General features: G+C 34.9%; 25 protein-coding genes and 1 pseudogene. 9 read left to right on the plus strand and 17 right to left on the minus strand.

Going from position 1 to position 23,292, the window contains the following annotated elements; translation table 11 throughout:
- Positions 1–61 precede the first annotated feature (61 nt).
- Complete coding sequence (locus tag ACQV2G_RS04555) at positions 62–739, minus strand: LPXTG cell wall anchor domain-containing protein (protein ID WP_428876243.1); 678 nt, start codon at positions 737–739, stop codon at positions 62–64.
- A 165-nt stretch (positions 740–904) separates the two neighbouring features.
- Between ACQV2G_RS04555 and ACQV2G_RS04560 the strand changes: the two genes are divergently transcribed.
- Positions 905–1,186 carry a DUF1294 domain-containing protein gene (locus ACQV2G_RS04560; protein WP_428873381.1) on the plus strand — a complete coding sequence of 94 codons (282 nt, stop codon included), beginning with the start codon at positions 905–907 and terminating at the stop codon, positions 1,184–1,186.
- A gap of 45 nt (positions 1,187–1,231) precedes the next feature.
- On the opposite strand, the gene fsa is transcribed toward ACQV2G_RS04560, so the two are convergent.
- The 3 genes from fsa to ACQV2G_RS04575 form a co-directional block, all read right to left on the minus strand.
- Positions 1,232–1,888 carry a fructose-6-phosphate aldolase gene (gene fsa, locus ACQV2G_RS04565; protein ID WP_428875247.1) on the minus strand — a complete coding sequence of 219 codons (657 nt, stop codon included), beginning with the start codon at positions 1,886–1,888 and terminating at the stop codon, positions 1,232–1,234.
- A 98-nt stretch (positions 1,889–1,986) separates the two neighbouring features.
- Positions 1,987–2,649 (minus strand): HD domain-containing protein, encoded by a 663-nt coding sequence (locus ACQV2G_RS04570; protein ID WP_428876244.1) that lies wholly within the window; start codon positions 2,647–2,649, stop codon positions 1,987–1,989.
- Positions 2,630–3,307, minus strand: a complete 678-nt coding sequence (locus tag ACQV2G_RS04575; protein WP_428873385.1) for a deoxynucleoside kinase — start codon at positions 3,305–3,307, stop codon at positions 2,630–2,632. Before ACQV2G_RS04575 ends, ACQV2G_RS04570 begins: the two co-directional genes overlap by 20 nt.
- Before the next feature lie 175 nt (positions 3,308–3,482).
- On the opposite strand from ACQV2G_RS04575, the gene nth reads away from it, so the two are divergent.
- Positions 3,483–4,115 (plus strand): endonuclease III, encoded by a 633-nt coding sequence (nth, locus tag ACQV2G_RS04580; RefSeq protein WP_428875221.1) that lies wholly within the window; start codon positions 3,483–3,485, stop codon positions 4,113–4,115.
- On the opposite strand, the gene ACQV2G_RS04585 is transcribed toward nth, so the two are convergent.
- The 5 genes and pseudogenes from ACQV2G_RS04585 to lspA form a co-directional block, all read right to left on the minus strand.
- A complete protein-coding gene (locus ACQV2G_RS04585) occupies positions 4,093–4,443 on the minus strand; it encodes a hypothetical protein (RefSeq protein WP_428876245.1) in 351 nt (116 codons plus the stop codon). The two genes, nth and ACQV2G_RS04585, sit on opposite strands and share 23 nt — an antisense overlap.
- A pseudogene (locus ACQV2G_RS04590) lies at positions 4,443–4,655 on the minus strand (hypothetical protein); the annotation flags it as partial. The gene ACQV2G_RS04585 and the pseudogene ACQV2G_RS04590, both read right to left, overlap by 1 nt.
- Before the next feature lie 313 nt (positions 4,656–4,968).
- Positions 4,969–5,697 (minus strand): DUF2786 domain-containing protein, encoded by a 729-nt coding sequence (locus tag ACQV2G_RS04595; protein ID WP_428875188.1) that lies wholly within the window; start codon positions 5,695–5,697, stop codon positions 4,969–4,971.
- Positions 5,698–5,719: 22 nt separating this feature from the next.
- The gene (locus ACQV2G_RS04600) at positions 5,720–6,658 is read right to left on the minus strand and encodes an RluA family pseudouridine synthase (protein ID WP_428876246.1); all 939 of its coding nucleotides are present in this window, start codon (positions 6,656–6,658) and stop codon (positions 5,720–5,722) included.
- Positions 6,655–7,113, minus strand: a complete 459-nt coding sequence (gene lspA / locus ACQV2G_RS04605) for a signal peptidase II (RefSeq protein ID WP_428875190.1) — start codon at positions 7,111–7,113, stop codon at positions 6,655–6,657. The genes ACQV2G_RS04600 and lspA overlap by 4 nt, the downstream gene beginning before the upstream one ends.
- Positions 7,114–7,241: 128 nt before the next feature.
- Between lspA and ACQV2G_RS04610 the strand changes: the two genes are divergently transcribed.
- On the plus strand, positions 7,242–7,874 hold the full coding sequence (locus ACQV2G_RS04610; RefSeq protein WP_428873392.1) for a YkyA family protein: 633 nt from the start codon (positions 7,242–7,244) through the stop codon (positions 7,872–7,874).
- A 19-nt stretch (positions 7,875–7,893) separates the two neighbouring features.
- Positions 7,894–9,249 (plus strand): putative glycoside hydrolase, encoded by a 1,356-nt coding sequence (locus ACQV2G_RS04615; RefSeq protein ID WP_428873393.1) that lies wholly within the window; start codon positions 7,894–7,896, stop codon positions 9,247–9,249.
- 43 nt (positions 9,250–9,292) lie between these two features.
- Here ACQV2G_RS04615 and ACQV2G_RS04620 read toward each other — a convergent pair whose 3' ends face one another.
- Positions 9,293–9,742, minus strand: coding sequence for a hypothetical protein (locus ACQV2G_RS04620; protein WP_428873394.1), 450 nt, complete (start codon positions 9,740–9,742; stop codon positions 9,293–9,295).
- A 210-nt stretch (positions 9,743–9,952) separates the two neighbouring features.
- Between ACQV2G_RS04620 and ACQV2G_RS04625 the strand changes: the two genes are divergently transcribed.
- Positions 9,953–10,258 (plus strand): N-acetyltransferase family protein, encoded by a 306-nt coding sequence (locus tag ACQV2G_RS04625; protein ID WP_428875193.1) that lies wholly within the window; start codon positions 9,953–9,955, stop codon positions 10,256–10,258.
- Positions 10,259–10,401: 143 nt separating this feature from the next.
- On the opposite strand, the gene ACQV2G_RS04630 is transcribed toward ACQV2G_RS04625, so the two are convergent.
- The 4 genes from ACQV2G_RS04630 to ACQV2G_RS04645 form a co-directional block, all read right to left on the minus strand.
- Positions 10,402–11,028 carry a hypothetical protein gene (locus tag ACQV2G_RS04630; protein ID WP_428876247.1) on the minus strand — a complete coding sequence of 209 codons (627 nt, stop codon included), beginning with the start codon at positions 11,026–11,028 and terminating at the stop codon, positions 10,402–10,404.
- A 24-nt stretch (positions 11,029–11,052) separates the two neighbouring features.
- The gene (locus tag ACQV2G_RS04635; protein WP_428873397.1) at positions 11,053–11,409 is read right to left on the minus strand and encodes a thiol reductase thioredoxin; all 357 of its coding nucleotides are present in this window, start codon (positions 11,407–11,409) and stop codon (positions 11,053–11,055) included.
- Positions 11,410–11,464: 55 nt separating this feature from the next.
- Positions 11,465–13,129, minus strand: coding sequence for an LPXTG cell wall anchor domain-containing protein (locus tag ACQV2G_RS04640; protein WP_428876248.1), 1,665 nt, complete (start codon positions 13,127–13,129; stop codon positions 11,465–11,467).
- Positions 13,130–13,209: 80 nt separating this feature from the next.
- Complete coding sequence (locus ACQV2G_RS04645; RefSeq protein WP_428876249.1) at positions 13,210–14,355, minus strand: CapA family protein; 1,146 nt, start codon at positions 14,353–14,355, stop codon at positions 13,210–13,212.
- Between the two features lie 200 nt (positions 14,356–14,555).
- On the opposite strand from ACQV2G_RS04645, the gene ACQV2G_RS04650 reads away from it, so the two are divergent.
- Together ACQV2G_RS04650 and ACQV2G_RS04655 are read left to right on the plus strand one after the other, a co-directional pair.
- Positions 14,556–15,725 (plus strand): helix-turn-helix domain-containing protein, encoded by a 1,170-nt coding sequence (locus ACQV2G_RS04650; RefSeq protein ID WP_428873400.1) that lies wholly within the window; start codon positions 14,556–14,558, stop codon positions 15,723–15,725.
- A gap of 99 nt (positions 15,726–15,824) precedes the next feature.
- Positions 15,825–17,537 carry an Rqc2 family fibronectin-binding protein gene (locus tag ACQV2G_RS04655; protein ID WP_428873401.1) on the plus strand — a complete coding sequence of 571 codons (1,713 nt, stop codon included), beginning with the start codon at positions 15,825–15,827 and terminating at the stop codon, positions 17,535–17,537.
- 49 nt (positions 17,538–17,586) lie between these two features.
- On the opposite strand, the gene ACQV2G_RS04660 is transcribed toward ACQV2G_RS04655, so the two are convergent.
- A complete protein-coding gene (locus ACQV2G_RS04660) occupies positions 17,587–18,516 on the minus strand; it encodes a manganese-dependent inorganic pyrophosphatase (RefSeq protein WP_428873403.1) in 930 nt (309 codons plus the stop codon).
- A gap of 626 nt (positions 18,517–19,142) precedes the next feature.
- Between ACQV2G_RS04660 and ACQV2G_RS04665 the strand changes: the two genes are divergently transcribed.
- Complete coding sequence (locus ACQV2G_RS04665; protein ID WP_428875200.1) at positions 19,143–19,418, plus strand: hypothetical protein; 276 nt, start codon at positions 19,143–19,145, stop codon at positions 19,416–19,418.
- Between the two features lie 164 nt (positions 19,419–19,582).
- On the plus strand, positions 19,583–19,918 hold the full coding sequence (locus ACQV2G_RS04670) for a DUF819 family protein (protein WP_428875222.1): 336 nt from the start codon (positions 19,583–19,585) through the stop codon (positions 19,916–19,918).
- Positions 19,919–20,000: 82 nt separating this feature from the next.
- Here the strand turns inward: ACQV2G_RS04670 and pflA are convergent, their stop codons facing one another.
- Entirely contained in the window at positions 20,001–20,771 is a 771-nt protein-coding gene (gene pflA, locus ACQV2G_RS04675; protein ID WP_428873406.1) for a pyruvate formate-lyase-activating protein, read from the minus strand.
- Between the two features lie 87 nt (positions 20,772–20,858).
- Positions 20,859–23,114, minus strand: coding sequence for a formate C-acetyltransferase (gene pflB / locus ACQV2G_RS04680; protein ID WP_428876250.1), 2,256 nt, complete (start codon positions 23,112–23,114; stop codon positions 20,859–20,861).
- Between the last annotated feature and the right edge of the window lie 178 nt (positions 23,115–23,292).

A 23,292-nucleotide genomic window follows, 5' to 3' on the forward strand; every position in this document is an offset into this window, starting at 1 on the left:
AGTTTTATCCCGCAAATTTTTAAAATTTCAGGACATTTTCATTTACGGTTGACAGGTGTTTTTAAATCTTTTCGAAATGATCGACTAACATGGCTGGAACAAGCTGTTTATTAGAAACTTTTAAGCCTTGCATCTTACCATAAACTTTGACATGATCTTCTGTATTTAGCGTTTGGTCCGTCTCGTTAATGAATTTTAAAGCTACAAGATTAACGGGTTCTTCTTGGCTAGTAGATAAAGAACCTAAGGCGATAGCGCCTTCTACTCCTAAATCTTCAGTAAAGAACGATGCGATTTTCCCTTCAAGTTGCACCCATTCATCTTTTAAGCCATTATTATCAATTAGTTCTTGATAGTGAACAAAACGATAAGAAGAATGGTCGAATGATTCACTTGAGGTAAATGCGTTTTGACTATTATTTAGGGGGGGAGTTTTTCCGTCCTCTGCTTCACTTGCTTCATCAGGATTTACTCCTATTTCATCATTATAATGCTGAGCTTTTTGAGCTGCTTGACCTTCACGTAAAGGAACGTTATCTTTGAACGGATCTTCCCCTAAAGCATTGGTTGAAGAATCAATATCAGAATTAATATGAACCGGACCTAAAGGATCGTTCATAGTCTTGTCAGTAACCTGAGGTTTATTATTTGAATCTTTACTTTTACGTGATAAGAAGTAAATGGCTCCTAAAATAATAACCAATCCGAGTATCAATAATAAAGTACTTGTATCTATCATATACATTCTCCTCTGTCATTTTGTTATAACCATTATAACTCATTTACTTGTCTTTAGAAAAATGTTTTGCTTAAATTAATAATCAGTTTATTTTGCAAGAACCATCGCTCTATTTAGCCCGTTTAGCGTTATAATAATATTAACTTATTAATAGAAAGGTGACTTATGCCGACTTATATTTACTTTGTCATAGGACTGCTTGGTCTTTGGAATATTGTTGTTTTTTCACTCTATGCTGTTGATAAATATAAAGCCAAACATCAGCTTTGGCGTATTTCAGAAAAAAGCTTATTAATAGCCACCTTTTGTTTAGGGGGCTTAGGTGGTCTAATAGCTATCTATCTTTGCCGTCATAAGAGCCGTAAAGGGATATTTTTAGCAACTGCCCGATTATCCTGCTTAATGATTGTGGCCTTTGTGGGTTATCTGACTGGTCTAAATTTTTAAAAATAATTAATTAAAAAGGATCTAAAAGCTAGATCCTTTTTCTTTTTATTTAGATTGTTTATGCTGAAAAGCTTCCCAGTCTTTTAAGAAGCCAGCAATTCCTTTGTCAGTTAATGGATGAGACCATAATTTAGGGAATAGACTGCCGGGTACCGTTGCAATATCTGCTCCTGCAACAGCTGTGGCTTCAAAATGTCCAATATGACGAATGGAAGCAGCAATAATTTCAGCGTCTAATGCATAGTTATCTAAAACTAAGCGTAAGTCAGCAATCAATTCCATACCATCTTCTCCCATATCATCGATTCGTCCAATAAATGGAGATATATATGTGGCACCTGCCTTAGCCGCTAAAAGGCCTTGAGCCACTGAGAAAATAAGTGTGACGTTAGTCTTAATTCCTTCTTTAGACAATGTATTAACAGCTTTTAAGCCTGCTTCAGTCATCGGAATTTTAACCACGATATTATCTGCCCATTGGGCAACTTGTCTAGCTTCTTTAACCATGCCTTCATAATCTAAGGCAATGACTTCAGCCGAAACAGGTCCATCAACAATTGAACAAATCTCTTTGATAACTGTTTCAAAATCTTTTCCCTCTCTAGAAATTAATGTAGGATTAGTAGTAATGCCATCCACCAAACCTAGGTCGTTGATGCGCTTAATTTCTTCAACATTTGCAGTATCTAAAAAGAATTTCATATAGGGCCTCCTAATTGTATTCGTTTACTTCTTTGAGTATAACAAGCTTAAAGAATTATTTCAATCTTGAAAACTTTATAGTCAACTGCCCAGGCCATTTAACTCAATTGATTGGTATTTGAGAGGGTTTCTTGATCAAAAGCTTGTAGAAAGTCAATCATTAACTGATGACGATTTTTAGCCATTTCCTGCCCAGCTTTAGTATTCATTAAATTTTTGAGCTTTAATAACTTATCATCAAAATGTTGGCGTACGTTTCTTACTTGACGATAAGTTTCTTTGGAGCATACAGCTTGTGCCGAAGTATGAACAGCTTTCGGATCATAAAGACTATGCCCCTTGCTACCTCCGTAGTAGAAAGTTCTAGCAATACCAATCGCACCGATTGCATCTAGGCGATCGGCATCTTGAACAATTTGGCCTTCCAATGTTAAGTGTTGTTTTTCTATTAAATTGGCAGCAAAAGAGAGGTTTTTTATAATACTTAAGACTTGCTCTATTTCTTCCAGAGACATTTGGGCTTCTTTAAGTATATGTCTTACATCTTTTTCCGTAAGGAGGTAATCAACTTTTATTTTTTCATCTAATAAATCATGGGTATAAGCAGCTGCCAAAACAACATCAACATTAATAGGCTCTTGTATATATTTGATTATTTGCTCACAATTGGCAACCACCCGTTGGATATGTAACCAATCATGCCCACTTTTTTCTTGTCTTAAATAAGTTTTGCTAAAGTCTTTAATCTTGTCCATATCCATCGGCAGGAACCCCTAGCTCTTCTAGTTTAACAATAACCATTTGTATCACTTTTTTTGCATCAGCAGGATTATTTAAGACATCCAATTCATCAATCGATATCTTTAAAACTTGGGAAGCATGATAATGGTTATCTACCCAATCATCATAACCTTGCCATAGACGATAATAATACTCGATTAATTCAGGGTCTTGTTCAAAATCGCGACCTCTTTGATTGATTCTTTTTAAAATGCTTTCAAAAGATCCATGTAAATAAACCATCAGATCGGGTGCTTTTTTGGGTAAATCTTCTAATTCTTCCATCATATTGTCTAATAATTTCTCATAAATAATAAATTCTTCGTCCGAAATTTTACCCGCTTGATGGTTGACCTTGGCAAAATACCAATCTTCATAAATGGAACGATCTATTATATTATGTGGGTGATAAAAAGCTTTCTTGATATCACGATAACGACTGGACAAAAAGTCTAATTGTAATAAAAATGGATACCTTTTTCTTTCTTGTTCTTCTTCACTTGCGGTGTAGTATAAGGGTAAAATATGATTATCATCTACATTTTCGTAATACACCTGGCTCTTTAAGGCCTTACCTAAAAAAGTCGCTAAGCTTGTTTTGCCAGCTCCAATCATTCCTCCAATAACTATCATAGCCATGGTTTCCTCCTAAATTAAAAAATAACACAAGATGTAGTGTCGTTTTTTTAATACTAACACAAAATCTTGTGGATGACTATCTTTTTATCTGTAAAAAAATATTTGAGAAATTGACAGAGATTACTTATGATAGTCATTAAAGACTGATAATTGATTAATTTTTAGAAAGGGTTTTATTATGCTAACTAACCACTGTGCACGTCATGTATTAGAAGAAATCATTGCTCTATTTCCAGATGCTAAAGCAGAATTAAATTTCTCAAACCGCTATCAATTATTAGTAGCTGTATTATTGAGTGCTCAAACAACCGATGTAGCGGTTAATAAAGTGACGCCTGCCTTATTTGCCGCCTACCCTAGTCCTAAAGAACTTGCAAAAGCGAGCCCGCAAGAGATAATGCCTTATTTAAAAACAATCGGCTTGTATCGCAACAAGGCAAAATATCTCCACAAATGTGCCAATCAATTAATGGAACGCCATCAAGGTGAAATTCCTGGTAATCGTAAAGATCTTGAAGCCCTGGCCGGAGTTGGTCGTAAAACAACCAACGTGGTCTTGAGTGTCGGCTTTGGAATTCCTGCCTTTGCAGTGGATACGCATATCCATCGTATCTGCCTCCATCATCAGATTGTTGATCCTGGTGCGAGTGTTCGTCAAGTTGAAAATCGTGTAATGGAGGTCTTGGATAAAGACCAATGGACTCAAGCCCATCAATCTTTAATCCTATTCGGTAGGAGAATTTGTCATCCGCGCAATCCAGAGTGCCATAACTATCCTCAACTCTTTACTTGTCAAGAGGAGGAGTAGACCCTAGATTTGCACGACTTAGAACGCTAAGTTGTGGTGTCTTTTGGTCGAGGCGACCTTGCATTCTTTTAAAGATAGGATCAAGCATTTTAATCGTTGCCACTGCATAATCGCCTTTGTTTATCATGACACAATCTGAGCGAGCTCCCTCAGTAACATCTGTTACTTTAGAGCGACTCGGCACACCGGTTTTAATTAATTTATCGAAGACTTCTGTGCCCCAAACGACGGGGGCATCAGCTGCTTCAGCCATCCACATGATTGGCTGTGGAAGTTCGGCTAAGCGAATATAAACTCTTTCAACAGCTAAATCGCCACGCGCGATCATTAAAGCGAAAGGCTGCTAGCTCGCAGTTGTAAGATAATTTCAGCTAGCTTCGTAATGGCTTGGACGGTTTCTATTTTAACCATAATTGGCATATAACTCGCAGCCTTACCTAATTCAATTTGAAGTTGTTTTTGAATTTCTTTAATATCCTGAGCAGTTCTAATGCATGAGCAAGCAATTACATCGGCACATTGACAAGCAAAAGCGATACCTTGCTTGTCTTTTTAATTTAAAATATCTGTTTCAAAAATTGTTTGAGGAAAGTGAAGTCCCTTTTTCAGCTTTTTGGCGCTTGGATCTTCTCTTTACTTTTTTATCCCTAATACAGCATACTTATCATTTGCTTTACTCACTTTTGTAATAATTACCCCATCATCAATAAAAACCGAATCTCCAATTTTTAAAGCAGAATAAATCGTCGGAATTTGACTTGCTCATATAAAAAGATCCATTCTACAATTAATCATTTGGCTAAGAGACGCCGATTGGCTTCAATCATAGTAAACATCCAATCATAAAATTGTTTTAATGATTGGACTCTGCTTGGTGATTTATCTGAGCTTGGGTGAGATTGACATTTTTTCCTTTTTGAAAGCCGTCTTGATAGGCATGGTTAGATCGCGAAAAGGAAGGTTGATTAAATGTGAGTGAACCCGTTATTTCTCGGTTAAATTTTTCTTTGACAGCTTCTGGCGTTTGAATAATCAGGGCATACTTTTCATTTTCATTCATCATGGCTTGACGTTGGATATCAAACTTTTCCTTAAGTCCGTCCATAAATCCTTGATAATAGGATTTTCTCAACTGAGATAGAGGATTGCTGCTTAAATCTTCTTCACTTAATTCAGCTAGATGAATTTTAGAATAATACTTCATTGTATCCGCTGCTAAATTAAACATTTGAAAAGCAAGATCCACATCTTCTGGAAAACCCATTAAAACAATTTTGCGTTGAACCGAATGCTGATGAGGTAATCGGTTACTTTGGATATAAAACATGCAACGAAAATTATCGGCGATAATCCTAACTAAAACTTTTTCCCACCAATACAAGCGTTTATAGACTGATAAGGAGCGTAAAATGATTTCTGGACTTTTTTTATCAGAAACTTCTTGCTGAGAGACTTTATGTTTTAACATCAGTTTTTGAGCCATCAGCAAAGCAGTTTGGCTCTCTTCATCATTTCCGCCATCTTCAGCTAAAGTCAATAAATTTCGGATCTTAGCTAAAATCTTTTGATTAGTCTCAGACATCTCTACTTCCCTCCTTTTCTAACTATTTTAGACTATTTATAATTTTTTGCATCTTTAAGGGCAATGGACATTCAAAATGTAAGGGCTCATCTGTAACAGGATGTAATAAATCAATGGCCTTTGCATGTAATAGTTGCCCGTCTTTTTGATTAGCTAATTCCCCCGGTAAATTTTGAAGATTTCTGCGATAAAGTGGATCGGCTATAATTGGATGACCTATAGCTTCCATATGGATGCGAATTTGGTGAGTCCGACCAGTCTGTAACTTTAATTGCATTAATGTGGCGTATTGAAAACGTTCCAGCACTTGAAAATCAGTAATAGCTTCTTTACCCGAGGGATCCACATGCCATCTTAAGCGATTGGATGGGTCACGTTTAACAGGCATTTCAATATGTCCGAAGTCGCTTTCAACTTGCCCATTAACTAAAGCGACATAAGTCCTCCCCATGGTGTGATCCACCAATTGTTGACTTAAGTGACGATGGGCTTGATCATTTTTTGCTACTACTAATAAACCAGAGGTATCTTTATCAATTCGATGAACAATTCCTGGTCGGTAAGATTGAAAGCCTTGGGATAGCGCTTTTCCTAAATAATGATAGAGGCCATTCACTAGAGTTCCGTTAGTGTGTCCTTTAGCAGGATGGACAACCATCCCAGCTGGTTTATTAACAAGCAAAAAACTGTCATCTTCAAAGATAATCTCTAACTCCATCACTTCAGCAATCAACTCGAATTCTTCAGGGCTGGCTTCTTTTTCAGGAAAATCAATCGTAATCATCTCATCCCCTTTTAAAATGGCGTTAGCTTTTAAAAATTGATTGTTAACTTTTACTCTTTTTTCTTTAATTAATTTTTGTAATTGCGATCTACTAAAATTTGGATAATAATTAGTCAAAACTTTATCTAAACGGTCTTGATCTGCTTCATTATTAGAGAGCTTTAATGCTTCTGTCAAATTAAATCACTTCCTTCTTCGGTCCATATAACCATTATAATCAATAAAATAACGCCTAGAGTAAGCGCCACATCTGCCAAATTAAAAATTGGAAAATCAAACAGACGAATCTGTAACATATCTACTACATAGCCTCTCACTAAACGATCAATTAAGTTGCCAACTGCCCCTCCTAATAAAAGTGCATAAGCAAGTTTAGTCCAAGGGCTATGGTAGCGATTTTTCCAAATTAAATAAACTAAATAGAAAATCACTAAAAAAGTTACCCCTATTAAGAAAAAACGTTGGCCGGCAAATAAGCCCCAACCCGCTCCTGTATTATGAATATAGTTTAACTGAAAAAAATCAGGAATAATTTCTAGCGTTTGATTTAGCGTTAAATGATTTTGGGTCCATATTTTTAAAGCTTGATCCAGTATTACGATTATAGCCGTTATGATAAAAGTGGTCGTCATTTAATCCTCCTTGTCCAAATTAATTCTAATTTGTTATAATATTTGTGTTTACAATACCTATTATTATATACTAGATGTATTAAAAAGTTCAATTTAGATAAACTATAAATGAATGACAAGGAGAAACGATGAAAACAAAAAAAATATTAATCCTCCTAAGCCTATCTATTCTCATTATTGCTTGTGGAAACTCATTAGAAAGAGCTAAACGAACTGTTGGTCTCATCCAAGACAATGTTACTCTAATTATTGGAAATATTAGTGAAATTCAAAACCGTGAATTGGATCTTCAACAAGATTTTGAAGCGACCATTAATTTAAGTGAAGATTTATCCGGCTTTGGACAGAGTGATAATCCTCTTAACAAAAACATCGCAAAGCGCAAAGATTTATTAGCTGAAATGGAAGAAAGCCGTCAGCAATTACTTGAATTATGCCAAGAGCTTAAAGACATACCAGAAAACGATCAACTTCCCAAAGATCAAATAACAAAAGTTATTGAATATACGACCAATCTATGTGATAAAACAGATATCTATATTTCTAATTATCTTGAAAACATTGAAATAGAAGATCAGTCTTATCAATCTATCACTAGTGAAGAAATTGATCATGAGAGTTTCTTCGCTGTTTTTGATAATGTTAATCTTTTATATACGGAAAATAATATGAACTTAGATCAAATTCTCGAATACTTTGAACCTTTAAATACACTCTTAGTTAATTTAAAAGTCTACCTTGTTAATCTTACAGGCAAATAATTAGAAAGCGGTGATTTAAATGAATAAAAAACGCATTTTACAATTGACTTTACTTTCCTTTTTAATGCTTTTGCTAGTAGCATGTAAACCAAAAGTAGAAGATAAAAAAGAAGCCAAAAAAGTCCAACTTCCAGAAGTAGTCTTAGCCTATTCAGATGAAGAAGTAGTGGCATTCAACAACCGCATTAATCAAGGAGAAAATAATACTTATGAGGGCTTATCGCCTCACAATAATCCTATTCTTACCGCACCTGAGAAACTACCTTCTGTCCTCTTTTATGATTCAGGCATCGATATTACCTATCCTGAAGAAGGTGTTAAAGGCATTTATCTTGCTCCTTCTGTTTTTTCTGATCCTGAACGACTAAACTACCTATTAGATTATGTTGAAACCACCGCCTTAAATGCAGTGGTTATTGATTTTAAGGATGATGAGGGGGTTATTCAAACAAAATTAGAAACAGACAATCCTTTAGTTAATCAAAATTCTTATAACAATGTAGATATTAAAGAACTTTTGAAAGAATTAGAAAAACGTCAAATTTATCCAATCGCTCGCATTGTAACTTTCAAAGATCGACTAGTGGCTGAAGCCAAACCTGAATATTCCTTTAAAGATAGTGAAACAGGAGAAATTTGGCAGGATGGTAATGGTGCTAAATTTATTAATCCATTCCTTCCAGAAATTTGGGACTACAACATTACTATTGCTATCGAAGCTGCTAAATTAGGTTTTAAAGATATTCAATTTGACTATGTTCGTTTCCCTGAAGGTTTCCAAACTTTCTCAGATCAACTAGATTATAATATTGGTAACTATCAAACCTATGTAACCGATGACCCTGAAAAATTTGGACAAGAAAGGGTTTATGCCATTAATGATTTCTTAGAAGAAGCCAATGATAAATTAGCCCCATATGGCGCAGATGTTTCAGCTGATATCTTTGGATATACTGCAATTGCTGGGGACGCTCCTGATGTACGTGGAATCGGTCAAAATTTTGAACAAATTGCTGAAAGAGTCGATACGATTTCTTCTATGATCTACCCTTCTCACTGGGGTTTAGGATTTTTTGGTATACCGGCTCCTGACTTAGAACCTTATAACTTAGTTGATCAATATATGTATTCTGAAAACCTCATCCTAAAAAATATTACCAATGCGGCAAATAGTCGTCCATGGTTACAAGACTTTACTGACTGGAATCTGGCACCTGGTACCTATCAAGAATATGGACCTCTTCAAGTTCAACAACAAATTGTTGCTTTGGAAGAAAATGGAATTACTGAATTTCTTCTTTGGAATCCATCTGGTATCTTTAACGAAGGCGTAGATTACGCTCCTGAGTCTTCAGGTAATGAATACTATTACTAAACCATACAAAAAAGAAGCTGGATATTCAGCTTCTTTTATTTTATTATTTATCAACTTTTAGAGGACGTATCATGCGACCTTGCAGGTCGTATATGTAATCTTGAACTTTTTTACCGTCTCCCATAGCCTCGACTAAACGGTCGCGATAAGGCTCGGCTAATTCATCAAATAAAACTTGCTCATCTTCTAATAAATATTTCTTCCTTAAGGATTCAATTTCTCCTTGACTCCTTAATTTTACTTTCAATGAAGGAAGTTCCTCATCCATCTCCCTTTCAACAATACGATAATAATAATTATTATCCCCGTAAGTGATTTCTAAAGCTCCTGAATTGGTTCGTCTTTCCACAACATCTTTGTAATTATCTTTTTGTAATTCCCACCAAGCTTTTATCCCTCTGAGAGCTTCTGACTCTGTAGCGTAAGATCCATGTTCTTTCACAACATTATCACGACGATTCATCCAATAATTGGTATAAACTTTATGACTCATCTGATCATCCTTTCTAACTTAATTGACACTTTCATTATAACTATAAAGGTAAACGCTTTCAATGATTTTTGATTTTAAGCTCAAATATTTATTATAGAATATCAAAAGGAGGTGTCTTATGCCACTTATAAGCATCAAGGATGCTAGACCTTGTGATATTGACGATATTCAAACAATTTATAAGACTTTATTCAAAACAGTCAGCTAACTTTGGAAAGTCCTGTTCCTTCTAACCAAAAATTTGAAGAAAAAGTCACTCGCTATCAAGAAAGTCATGCCGTTCTTCTAATTCTTATGGATCAAGAGATAATTGGCTTCGCCTATGCCTACCCTTTTTCGCCTCGCAGAGCATATCAACATTCAGCAAATATTGCTATGTATTTATTAGCAGAGCATGATGAATGGACACTTAAAAATTTACTCTATCAAGAACTAGAAAGTCGATTAAAAGCCAAAGAAATCATCAACTTGCTTACATGTCTACCGATTCATCAACAAAATCAGATCGATTTTTAAAAACCTAAAGTTTCATAATCAGAGGAAATTTTCCTAAATTTGAACGCAAATTCGATCAAATTTGGGAATGGGTTTGGCTAAGTAAAGAATTATGATTTAAAAAGCTCGATAAGGACACTTAAATCCGTACCGAGCTTTTTGACTTAATATTTAGTAACTTTCTTTCCACGATAATCAAAGCGGTAATACCCTCGTTCTATTAATTGATCAGCGTATTTTTCCTCTAGATGCAAAATATAGATATTATCGTCCAATGTTGGATCGATAGTTAATTGATAATCTACAGCAGAGAAAAATTTATCTTCATCAATGAGACGTTGAATCATCACTTCAAAAGCACGTTTTACAAATCGATCTTGAATTTCATTGTTTTTAAATTGAAAAATAGAATAAGTTTTAGCTGGTGGTAATTGAGTATAGGCTTGTTCAAAACTTTCACTGGATTCAATTTTTTCTATCGTTTCGATAGTTGTTGAGATTCTGATTTGATCAGATTCTTGAGATGAAGTAGAACTTTCTTCAACCGTTGTTTGACTAGTTTGGTCAGGCTTGGTCTTAGTGCTTGACTCAGTTATTTCTGTTGTTGAAAGTGCTAAGGATTCAGATGATTCCTTAGCAACTTGAGATTGTATTCCAAATCTTTGACCTGCTTCTTGAATAGAGTCACTTTTTAGCCGTAACAACATGGTAGCTGAGAATAGAATAATCATAATGAAAAACCAGACAATTGGGCTTTTAGGAGTTTTTACTTGTTTTTGTTTGTCTTGCAATGTTACTCTCCTCTGTTAACTAAGCTAGTATGCTCTAGCAAAATCAATAATCTCTTCTACTTTCATAGAAGAATCGCAAACTGTTTCTGTACGATTCGAATCAGCATAAACTAATCCAGGAACTGTGACAACGTTATATTTTTCACGGAACATTTGTGTTCCTTCTAGGTCATTTTGAGTTTGTGAATGTAAGAAATAAACATTTAAATCACTTGTAATCGCAGCTTCCGCTAACTTACTAACAAACAAACGGCAATATGGGCAAGTCTCACGACCTACAAAAATAAGATTCCCTTCTTTTGCTTCTATTAATTCAAAAGCTTCATGACTATCTATTTGCTTAAAGTGCTTAACTGCTTCATTAAAATCATTTATATCCATATAAAACGCCCCTTTCGATTAGGTTTATTATATCGAAAGTTTTTAAATAGTGAAACTAAAATAGATCCTCCTCATTGAAAAGATGATCTTGTATTCGCTTTTTATGCTGAAGCTGTTTAAAGTAGCGGTTAATTAATAAGGCGATTAAGCCAATTATCAATAGAGACCATGCGATATTGAGATAGAACTTTTGCTCACCAGTAGTTGGTAAAAGTTGTGATTTTTTATCATTTGATTGCGTCTTGTCTTTGATATTTTTATCTTTATCAGAGGGTTTAGCTAAATTACTGGCTTTTTTGCCTTTAGTCTTATTGGCTAGTTTGTCTTTTAAGAAGGCTAAATTATCCTGTTTATCCGTTTCATTTGCTATTTGCTTATCTTCTAGTTTAAGTAACCCTCTATCATTTAGGTTCTTTTTGACCTGATCTACTGGCTGATCATGCTTTACATCTTCTTTAGCCATATCTGTTGATTCATTATTAGGCGTTTGAGTTTGAAGTAAGTCTTTTGCCTGATATTCTAATAAATAGCCCGAATCAGCCCCTAAATTAGCTGACCAAGTCTGATTATTCTCATTATATAAAACTAATTTCATTTGATAACGGTCATGAAGTGTTTTAATTTGTTGGATGTTTTCATCACTAATTAATTGATGCTGGTTAAGATAATTTGCAAGATAATGCTTAAGATTTTCAAATAATTCACTATTAATTAGATAAAAGTAATGTAATTGGCTTTCTTTTAGATTTAATAAATTACTATAAACAGTGTGATAAACTTCAGCCTTATTATTTATATAATAATTATTCAAGGCTTGGTAAGCCATCACTTCGATATCAAATAAGCTCAATTCTTTTGCATATTGGTAAGAGGTAAAAGTAAAATCATCTAATACAATCACTTCCTTGTCAGTAAGCTTATTATTTAGTTCTTCAACAGTCATCTTTTTATTAAAAAGATCATAAATTTGTTGAAAAGTAACTTTAGCATAGGCTTTGGGGACAATCTTTTGTAAATAATTATCGATTGAGACGATTAAAGTCGCTAGATCAGAAGCGTCTAATTGCATATTTTCTTGATTGATAAGGTAAGCAGTTGTTGAATAAGGATAAAGCTGGCATTGACTAAGTTGGGCCGTTGTTTCCTTACTACTTTGAATTTGATCCCCTAAAGTTTCGTTATCATAGAGTAATTGTTGGTATTCTGCTTCTAATTCGGCTTGTTCACTAATATATTGATCCAAAATTTGATTCAACTCTTCAATGTAAGCTTGCCATTCTATAACTGTTTCATCTTGACTGATTAAGGCTAATTGCTCTTGAGCAGATAGGGAAACAAAATCTTGCTGCTCAATTGATAAATTTTGGTAAAGAGTTTCAATGACCTCTTCCAATGCAAGATTTGCCTCGTTCAAGGAATTGCTAGGCCCTTCTTGAATAGAAATAATTTCTTGGTTCAAAATTTGATAGCGTTCATTAATGGCTGTCATGCGCACTTGATTGGCTTCAAATTGATTTTGTAACTCTTTATCTGAGATTATTTCTTGACTATTTGAAGAAGTCAGTGGGGTATCTCTTAAAAGTATTTGACAAGCTTCTAAAGATACCATATTTTTATCGGTTTGGCTTTTGAGATAAGTCATTTCACCTTTTTGAGCATGAACATTCGGTAAACTGAAACTTTGAGTAAAGAGCATTAAAACAACTATTATCCTTTTCATAATTCACCCAATCCTCTATTTTGTAAGTAACTAGTTGTAAATACAGAATAGAGAGCAAAAAGATGCTATCCTTTATAGAGTTAATCTAAATAAGGTACAAAATCAAGGTCTTTTTCATAGTTAGTGAATCGTTGCTCTACTTCTTCATATAAACGATCACCGTTCCACAGACCAAAGTCTTGAGCCTTTGCTAATGGAATTACTTGATAAAAAGACCATTCTGGATAGCCAACATTATAAGTTGGCATCAATCGCATAGAATCTAAAGTAACTTTTCCATCAACATCCATCTTAAAGGTATACTCTCCAATTCCACCGACTTTTTCATATGCTCTTACTTGGCCGGACAAAAAATTACCATGAGAATACCAAGCACCTTGATGATCGTTAAAACGTTTCATGGGTTGCATAATGTGAGAATGTCCTCCTAGAACAAAGTTTGCTCCTGCATCAATAGCCAATTGAGTTAATCTAATTTGAGAATCAACTGGTAAAAAAGCATCTTCGCCAAATTGATAAATAACGATAGCTACATCACATTGTCTTTTTAAATGTTGAATTTCTAATGGGATAAGTTCTTCATCAATCAGAGTCACTAAGTATCTTTCATCTTGAGGAATTGGGTTACCATTCGTACCATAAGTATAATTTAAAAATCCTACTCGAATGCCATTTTTTTCAATGATCCGTAGACGGTTGTAATCGTCCCAAGATGAATAGGATCCGACATATTCCATTTTCTTATTTTTAAGAATTTCTAATGAAAGATGCGCCCCCTTAGCTCCGAAATCCATGGTATGGTTAGTGGCGGTTGAAACAATATTTACATCCATCGCTAATAGACTATCGACAATTTGATCTGGAACATTGAAGAAAGGATAAGAAGATACTCCCATTTGATTTCCGGCCACCAAGGTCTCCATATTGGCTGTCGTGATATCAGCATTAGCGACATATTTTGCCACTTCTTTAAACATTGGATCAAAATGATAACTCGTTGAACCAGTTTGGGCACTCCAATAAACACTATCATGTAATAAAATATCGCCAATTGATCGAATGGTTACATATTTTACTTTAGTATCTTCTTTGACTGCTTGAGTTTCTTCAGCCCTAACCTCTTCTTCTGCATAAACTCTCGTAAAAAATGGCTTAGAAATAAAGAGAATCATCCCAAAGAAGTTAATAGCGAACACATACTTCAAAATTCGATTTATTCTTTTCATCACATTACCTACTTTATCTTAAATTTTAAATATATTATAACAAACAAAATCTTCTTACTCTAGCTTCATTGAATTAAAAGAACTTATTTAAATATAAGTTAATTTAGATAATTTTTAGAACAATTTTAACTTCTAAAGATTAATAGTGCTTTTATCCTAATTAAGATATAATAGACATAAGAAGCAGAAAGGAGTTTACCATGTATAAGCAATCGACCAAGAACGCCACTTCGAAATATTTTACCTCCGTCAAGACTAACCACCAACAAATTAAACCCTTTAATCGTTTAGTAACCATTAAAAGGGATCGATCACAAGCTCTACTACGTTTTAATAAGCCAGTTATCCTAACTGAACATAAAGGATTAGCTCTATTAGTGATGACGGATACTCCAGATAAAAAAGAATCCTTTCAATTTTTTATCTTACAAAATGCGGTTCAGCTTAATGCGGGTGTATACTTTAATACCCTCTCTCTAACTGCAGAATGTAAACTTTATTTGGAACCCAGCCAAAATGAAGAACCACAAATTATTACTTTAAAAGAAGCTATAAAGGTAGAAAAAGAAATAAAACGCCTTAAAATTGAAAATGTCTTCGGTCTTGATTACCAAGTCTACTCAAGCGGTGAACGGATACTCAACCATCCACAAAATTACTATGAGTTAATTATCGTCGATCAAGGACAAGCTTCGATAGAAGTAAGCTATAATAAGCAGATTCTTTTATCAAAAAATTCCGCCTGGTTAATTTTTCCAGGACAAAAAAATCAAATTGCCTTTAAAGAAGAAGGGATGACTACACTGATTTCCATTTTATTTTCTGGTCAAGGCTTAGCCGAATCGATCGCTCAAAGGCCAATTCATCTTGGTCATCGTCAAATTCAACTTGTAAGTCGCTTGGTCAATTTAGCGGCTATTTCTGAGGATAAATGTCCTTTCTATTATGATGAAATGGTCACAAGTCTCCAATTAATACTTACGCAAATTCACAACGGTGAGAATAAAACAGAAACTGAAAGGTCTACCTCCATGCGAGAAAATTATGAAAATGACTTGTTCCAATCAATCATTGATTTTCTCCAAGAGAATGTCGGTCAGCTTCATCAAGTAAATGATCTGGTAGAAGTCTTCAATATTTCTCGCTCCAGCCTCCAAAGCTTATTTAATAAATATACAGGACAAACCCCTAAACAATACATTAACAGCTTACGTTTAAAACAAAGTAAGCTATTAATTCATGAATCTAAAATGACTCTTTCTGAAATCGCTAATGAATTAGGATATGGTTCCATCCAATATTTTTCAAGAGCTTTTTCGAAAGAATTTGGTATTAGTCCTTCTAACTATGCCAAATCAATAGTGAAATAATTCATTTCTATGTAAAGAAATCACTTCAATAGGCCCTTACTAGCTTAAAGGGCCTATTTGTTTTATAATAAATAACAGACATTTTTGAGGAGTGAGACGATGACATTTGACGGATTTTTTACACGAGCTTTAGTAGAAGAGTTACGATCACAATTAAAAGCAGGACGTGTACATAAAATTTACCAACCCTTTGAACAAGAATTACAAATAGTTATACGTGCTAACCGAACCAATCATCGCCTAGCCGCCTCGGTTCACCCGAATTATTTTTCTTTATACTTAACTCAAGAGAAATCAGCCAATCCACAACAGGCCCCTATGTTTTGCATGTTATTAAGAAAATACTTGGAATCTGCCTTCATTATTGATATCAAGCAATATGAGAACGATCGGATTATTGATTTCTATTTTACCGGTCGTGATGAAATAGGTGTTGACCAAGAATACCTGCTAACCTTTGAATTGATGGGGCGACACTCAAATATCCTTCTAGTCGACCAGAATAAACAAACCATTATTGATTGTATTAAGCATGTTCCAGATAGTCAAAACGCTTATCGTTCACTCACTCCAGGAGCAGAATTCAAGCGACCTCCCCGCAACAGACAACAAGTAAACTTATTTGAATTGAATGATTCTCAATTGTTTGAATTTAGTCATCAGAATGAAGCGATTCTAAGAGAAGGGAGAGCCTTCCAATGCGTACAAGGAATGGGAAAACTTCTTGCACAAGAGATTGCTTTTTGGATGTCTGATGAAGGTGGGAATCTATCTAGTTTGGCCAGTTTAGAAAGAGTAAAATCAGCCATTGAATTCCCCTCTCCTACTCTTTATCAAACGGAAAAAAATGTTTATTTCTATGCTTTTAAATTGGCAAATTTACCAGGAACAGAAGTGGCCTTCGATTCTCTTTCCGAATTAATTTATGCATATTCTCACCAAAAGGTTCATTTAGATAGGGTCAAGCAATTATCGGGTAATATTATTCATAAATTAAAGCAAGTGATTGATAAAAATCAAAAAAAATTGAAAAAACTTTCAATTGACCGACATGTTGCAGCAAGTGCTGATGACTATCGCATTAAAGGTGAACTTTTAAATGCCTTTGCCTATCAAATTAATGATAAGGAATACCAGGTGACCTTGGCTAATTTTTATAATAATGACGAGCCAATGGATATCCAATTAAATCCTCGATTAAATGCTGTTGAAAATGCTCAAGTTTACTTTAAAAAGTATCAAAAATATCGGGATGCTCTCAAATATATTAATCGTGAAGAAAGCTTAACCCGCGCTGAGATTGATTATTTAGAAGGTATTTTAGTCCAACTTAAGCAAGCTGATCTTGAAGATGTTGAATCGATTAAGCAAGAATTAATTAATGAAGGCTATGTGGGACAGAAGCCTTCTTCAAGTAAAAAGCGAGCAAAAAACCAATCTAAACCCCGTCGCTTTAAATCTAGTGATGGTGTCATGATTTATGTCGGTAGAAACAATCAACAAAATGACGACTTATCCCTCAAAAAAGCATCTAAAAACCATTGGTGGCTTCATGCAAAGGACATCCCTGGTGCCCACGTTATTATCGAAAGTGATAAACCTAGTGAAGAAACCTTTGTAGAAGCTGCTCAATTAGCGGCCTATTATTCTAAATTTTCACAATCTGCTAATGTGCCTGTTGATTACGTCCAAGTTAAACATTTAAAGAAACCTAACGGTTCTAAACCTGGCTTCGTTATTTATGAAGGCCAAAAAACACTTTATGTGACACCTCAGGCATCTGTTATTAAACGTCTTTCATTAAAAGAATAATGAATTCCAGCCCCCAACTTTAATATAAAGTTGAGGGCTGGAATTCATTTTATTTGTTAAATGCTGCTGTTAATGGAGGAACCACTTGTTTCTTACGTGAAACTACTCCTGGTAAATCAAATTGATGATCTTCAACTTTAGTATTGAAAGCTGCCTCTACAACACTAATATCCGCCCCTACCACCAAACCAATAGAATCGGATTCTAAGACATCCGTAATCACTAGCACATAGAGTTTAAGATTCATTTCTTTTCGCTTATCTTCCATTACTTTTAAAAGATTTTCTTTACGACTTAAAATCTCGTCAAAGCCGATAATGTTTGTCTGACCAATACGAATATTTTGATCGTTCATGACAAAGTTTTTAGCATCCCCATCAACAATTTCCTCATCCGATTGCTTACTAAGATCAGCTCCAGCCTTTAAAAATTCTAAACCATATGATTGAATATCAACTTGGGCTATTTCAGCCAATTTTTCAGCGATTTCCTTGTCTTTTTCGGTTGTTGTTGGAGATTTAAATAACAAGGTATCTGAAATAATAGCAGATAACATCATGCCGGCAATATCTGCTGGAATTTCATAGCCATATTCTTGAAACATCTTATAAAGAATACTGGCGGTTGACCCTAAGGGCTCCGCACGGTAATAAAGAGGCTGAGCTGTATTAAAGCCTGAAATGCGGTGGTGGTCAATGACATAATCAATTTGAACTTGATCAATATCGTCTATTGATTGTTGTGGCTCATTGTGGTCCACTAGAGCAACTTGGCTCACTTCATTAGCAGCTGTATTAATAATTCTTGGTGGTTGGATACCAAATTTTTCTAAAGCAAAAGCTGGCTCACTTGATATTTCACCCAGTGCGACTGCTTCTGCTTGGTGTCCTTCTTGCTTTAAGAAATAGGCAAAAGCGATGGCTGAAGCAATAGTATCTGTATCTGGCTTTTTATGCCCAAAAACTAAGTATTTTGTCATATTTATCCTCCTAAATTAAATTACAGTCTAAGTTTATCACTTTTTAATAAATTTTTGAATCCTTATTGACATAGGATAATTAAAGTAAGTTTTTAAAAAGATAAAAATAATAAATATTTTCAAAAATTTTTACATGATTATTTAGTTAGATTATAGGTTTTTGTTCTAATAAAGATTAGCTATATTGATAATACAATTTAATATTATATTTTTCTACTTATGGTAGAATTATAAAAGAAATAATAAAGGCATGATTGTGTGGATGCGTTTTAACTAGAACTAATGGTCTTATCTTCATTATTTTATCCATGATCGCAGTTGCGTTATTCTTGCAAAGATACAAAGTTTTTAAATCGTTAGGACCGGTCCTGACTGTTGTTGTAATTGGAATTATTTTTTCTAATACAGGAGTCGTGCCTATCAGTCATAAAGTGTATAATGCTATAAGTTCACTTCTAGTTCCCGTCCGTATTATTATTTGCATGCTAAGTATGGATTTAGTTGAGTTGAAAAAGTAAAAATCCGGTGATTGCTTTAAGTTCAGGTATTTTATCTCTTATGGTGATTGCAACTATCTTAGCCTTCATTATGCCCCTTATATGGATGAAGGATAAAAGATCGCTGGGATGTTTGTTGCGACCTACACTGGTGGTACTCCTAACTTAACGACTATTGCAACAGTTTTAGATGCTAGTCATCAAACCATTGCGGCTGCTAACGCGTCAGATTACGTTATTGCTACCCCTTTAACAAACTTTATGCTCGCCGCGCCAGCTATGCTTAAAGCTTCAAAAGCTTGGGAAAAGTTTTGGCCTTATCATTTAAGTGAAGAAGAACCTTCAACTAGTGACACGAAAGCATTGATGTCAGATAAAGAGTGGTCCATTAGAGAAACTACTTAGCTATTAACCATTGGTTTTGGTATAAATATTTTGACTACAGCATTTTCAAAAGCTTACATGCCGGAGACTATTTGGAAGGCTGTTCGTTTAATCTTGTTAACGACCGTTTTATCGGTCTAGCTCAATAATAAACTATGTGCTAATTTAGATTTAGGACTCTTCTTATCCTTAATGTTTTTTCAACTATTAGTTTTGCAGTTGACTGGCAGCAATTTGTAGGTTCTACCTTAACCATGACACTTTATGTTTTTCGAATGTTAGTTGGAGGTTTGACTTTACACTTGTTGATCTGTCGTCTATTTAAGATAGAATATGGATACATGATTCTTTCAATTGTTGGTTGTATCGTCGGTGGTCCAACAGCTTCTCTAACAGCAGCAGCAGCTAATTGGAAGTCTCTTATTGATAGTGGTTTAATTTTAGGAGTTTTAGCAGGAGCTGTAGGTAACTATGTAGGTATTGCTGTCGCTTATTTTACAAAATTCTTAGTTGGCGGTTAATTGATCTTATTACTAATTAGAAAAAATTGCTAAAAAAATTCTGTAGCCACCCATTAAATTTGAATGGTTACAGATTTTTTTATTATGATTTTAGGTAGCCGGTATATTCTGCACAGCGCAGTATACGGTTGGCATTTTCGACTCTTTCTTTAGTTGGAGGTTCTACACCTTCTAATTTGTATCGATAGCCTAATGCAGTGTATTTATAAACACCCATCATATGGTAAGGTAAAACTTCAAACTTTAAGACGTTATTTAAACTGGCTACATAATCGGATAAACGGTATAAATATTCATCAAAATCCGTTCTTGTTGGAACCAATACATGACGGATCCAGACGGCTTTATTAATATCTGATAAATAGCGTGACATTTCAAGAATATTATCATTTGGATGGCCGGTTAGTTTAATATGGCCTTGACGATCGATATGTTTTATATCAAACAAAAGCAGATCCGTATACATCATCAGTTCTTGAAATTTACTAAAAAAAGGCTCTTCATAAGTGAAAGGCTGGCCACAAGTATCTATGGTTGTATGTACTCCATTGGCCTTACATATTTTGAAATATTCGATTAAAAAATCCATCTGTAATAAGGGTTCCCCACCTGATACAGTGACTCCCCCTTCATTTCCCCAGAAAGCACGATACTGAATGGCTTCATTAAATAAGTCTTGTGGGCTGTATTCCTTGCCACCCGTCATCTTCCAAGTATCTGGGTTATGGCAAAATTCACATCGCATTCGACAACCTTGCATAAAAGATATAAAGCGAATACCCGGTCCATCAACTGAACCAAAACTTTCTGTGGAGTGAACATAGCCTTTAATTGCTTGTGCTACTTCTGACATTTCAATTCCTCCATCTAACTTTTAGAAAAAGGAACTGAAATAAAATTCAGTCCCTTTTTCTGAAGTTTTTAATTAATTGTTTAAAGTTTACATTGAAGCGTGCATTGTACGGTTAATAACGTCTAATTGTTGTTCGCGTGTTAGCTTGATAAAGTTTACAGCATAACCTGATACACGGATTGTTAATTGTGGATACTCTTCAGGATGTTCCATCGCATCTAATAAGGTGTCACGGTTAAAGACGTTGACATTTAAGTGATGTCCACCACTTGTCGAGTAACCATCTAACATATTAGCTAGGTTAGCTTTTTGAGTGGCTTCTTCTTTACCAAGCGCTTTAGGAATAATTGAGAAGGTATTGGAAATACCATCTAAAGCGTACTCATAAGGTACTTTAGCCACAGAAAGTAAAGAAGCTAAAGCACCATGGGTATCGCGACCATGCATTGGGTTAGCCCCTGGTGCAAATGGTTCTCCTGCACGACGTCCGTCCGGTGTATTACCAGTTTTCTTTCCATAAACAACGTTTGAAGTAATAGTTAAAATTGAAGTTGTTTGTAATGAATCACGGTAAGTTTTATGTTTACGAACTTTTGTCATAAAGTTCTTCAATAATTCTACAGCAATTTGATCCGCACGATCATCATTATTTCCATATTTAGGAAAATCTCCATCAATTTCGTAGTCAATCACTAAACCATTTTCATCACGAATTGTTTTAACTTTAGCATGCTTAATTGCAGATAGAGAATCTACTGCAACTGAGAAGCCTGCAATACCAGTTGCCATTGTACGAAGAACTTTTGTATCGTGTAAAGCCATTTCTAATGATTCGTAAGAATACTTATCATGCATATAGTGGATGATATTTAAAGTATTTACATATAACTCAACAATCCATTCCATCATATCATCATATTTAGCCAAAACTTCATCGTAATCTAAATATTCAGATGTAATTGGCGCATATTGAGGGCCAACTTGCGCTTTAGATTTTTCATCTACCCCACCATTAATGGCATAAAGTAATGTCTTAGCAAGGTTAGCACGCGCTCCAAAGAATTGCATTTGTTTACCTACACGCATAGCAGACACACAACACGCGATCGCATAATCATCACCATATTCTGGACGCATGATCTCATCGTTTTCATACTGAATAGCAGAAGATATAATCGACATTTTAGCTGCATATTCTTTAAAGGCTTGAGGTAATGATGGTGACCAAAGAATTGTTAGGTTTGGTTCCGGAGCCGGACCTAAGTTTGTTAAGGTATGTAAGAAACGGAAAGAGTTCTTAGTAACAAGTGGGCGTCCATCTAAACCTATACCAGCGATTGATTCTGTTACCCAAGTTGGGTCACCAGAGAATAATTCATTGTATTCTGGTGTACGTGCAAATTTAACCAAACGTAATTTCATCACGAAATGATCAACTAACTCTTGTGCTTCGACTTCAGTCAATGTGCCCTTAGCTAGGTCACGTTCGATATAAATATCTAAGAAAGTAGAAGTACGTCCTAATGACATAGCCGCTCCATTTTGTTGCTTAACGGCAGCTAAATAGCCTAAGTATAACCATTGGAAAGCTTCTTTTGCATTCTCAGCTGGACGTGAAATATCAAAGCCATAAATTTCGCCTAATTCTTTTAATTCTTGTAAAGCACGGTATTGTTCAGTAACTTCTTCACGTAATTGAATCACATCGTTATCCATTGTACCATTTCCGATGTTAGCAAAATCTTTTTGCTTTTCTTCCATCAAACGCTCTACCCCGTATAAGGCTACACGACGGTAGTCACCAATAATACGACCACGGCCATATGCATCAGGAAGACCGGTAATAACACCAGAGCGGCGAGCAGCGCGCATTTCTGGGGTATAGACATCAAAAACACCTTGATTATGAGTTTTACGGTATTGTGTAAAGATATGTTCTGTTTTTGGATCTAACTCATAGCCATAAGCTTCTAAGGAATTCTTAGACATACGAATTCCACCGTAAGGTTGTAAGCTACGTTTAAAAGGAGCATCTGTTTGGAAACCAACGACTGCTTCTTTGTCTTTATCTAAATAACCTGCTTGATGAGAAGTAATAGAAGAAACTACTTTAGTATCCATATCAAGAACGCCACCTGCTTCCCGTTCTTTTTTATTAAGGTCCATCACTTGGTCCCAAAGATCTTTTGTATTTTGTGTAGCATCTGCTAGGAAACTTTCATCCCCTTCATATAAGGCATAGTTTTCTTGAATAAAATCACGAACATCGATTTCTTTTTGCCATTTGCTTCCTTGAAAGCCATCCCATGCTTTATTTAATTCGGTTTTATTTGCAATTTCCATTTTAATTCTCCTTTTTTAAAATGATCCGACAATTTCTACACCCATAATATAACACAAGAAAAGTTCAATGTAAACAGTTATTGTGAATTATATAATTAGCGTTAAGCTTTACATATCAGTGTTTTGTTAGAAAAAACAAAATAATAGAGTGTATTCTGTGCTCATTGTAGCAATAAGA

The organism is Facklamia sp. P12955 (genome assembly GCF_050409565.1).
GTDB lineage: Bacteria > Bacillota > Bacilli > Lactobacillales > Aerococcaceae > Facklamia.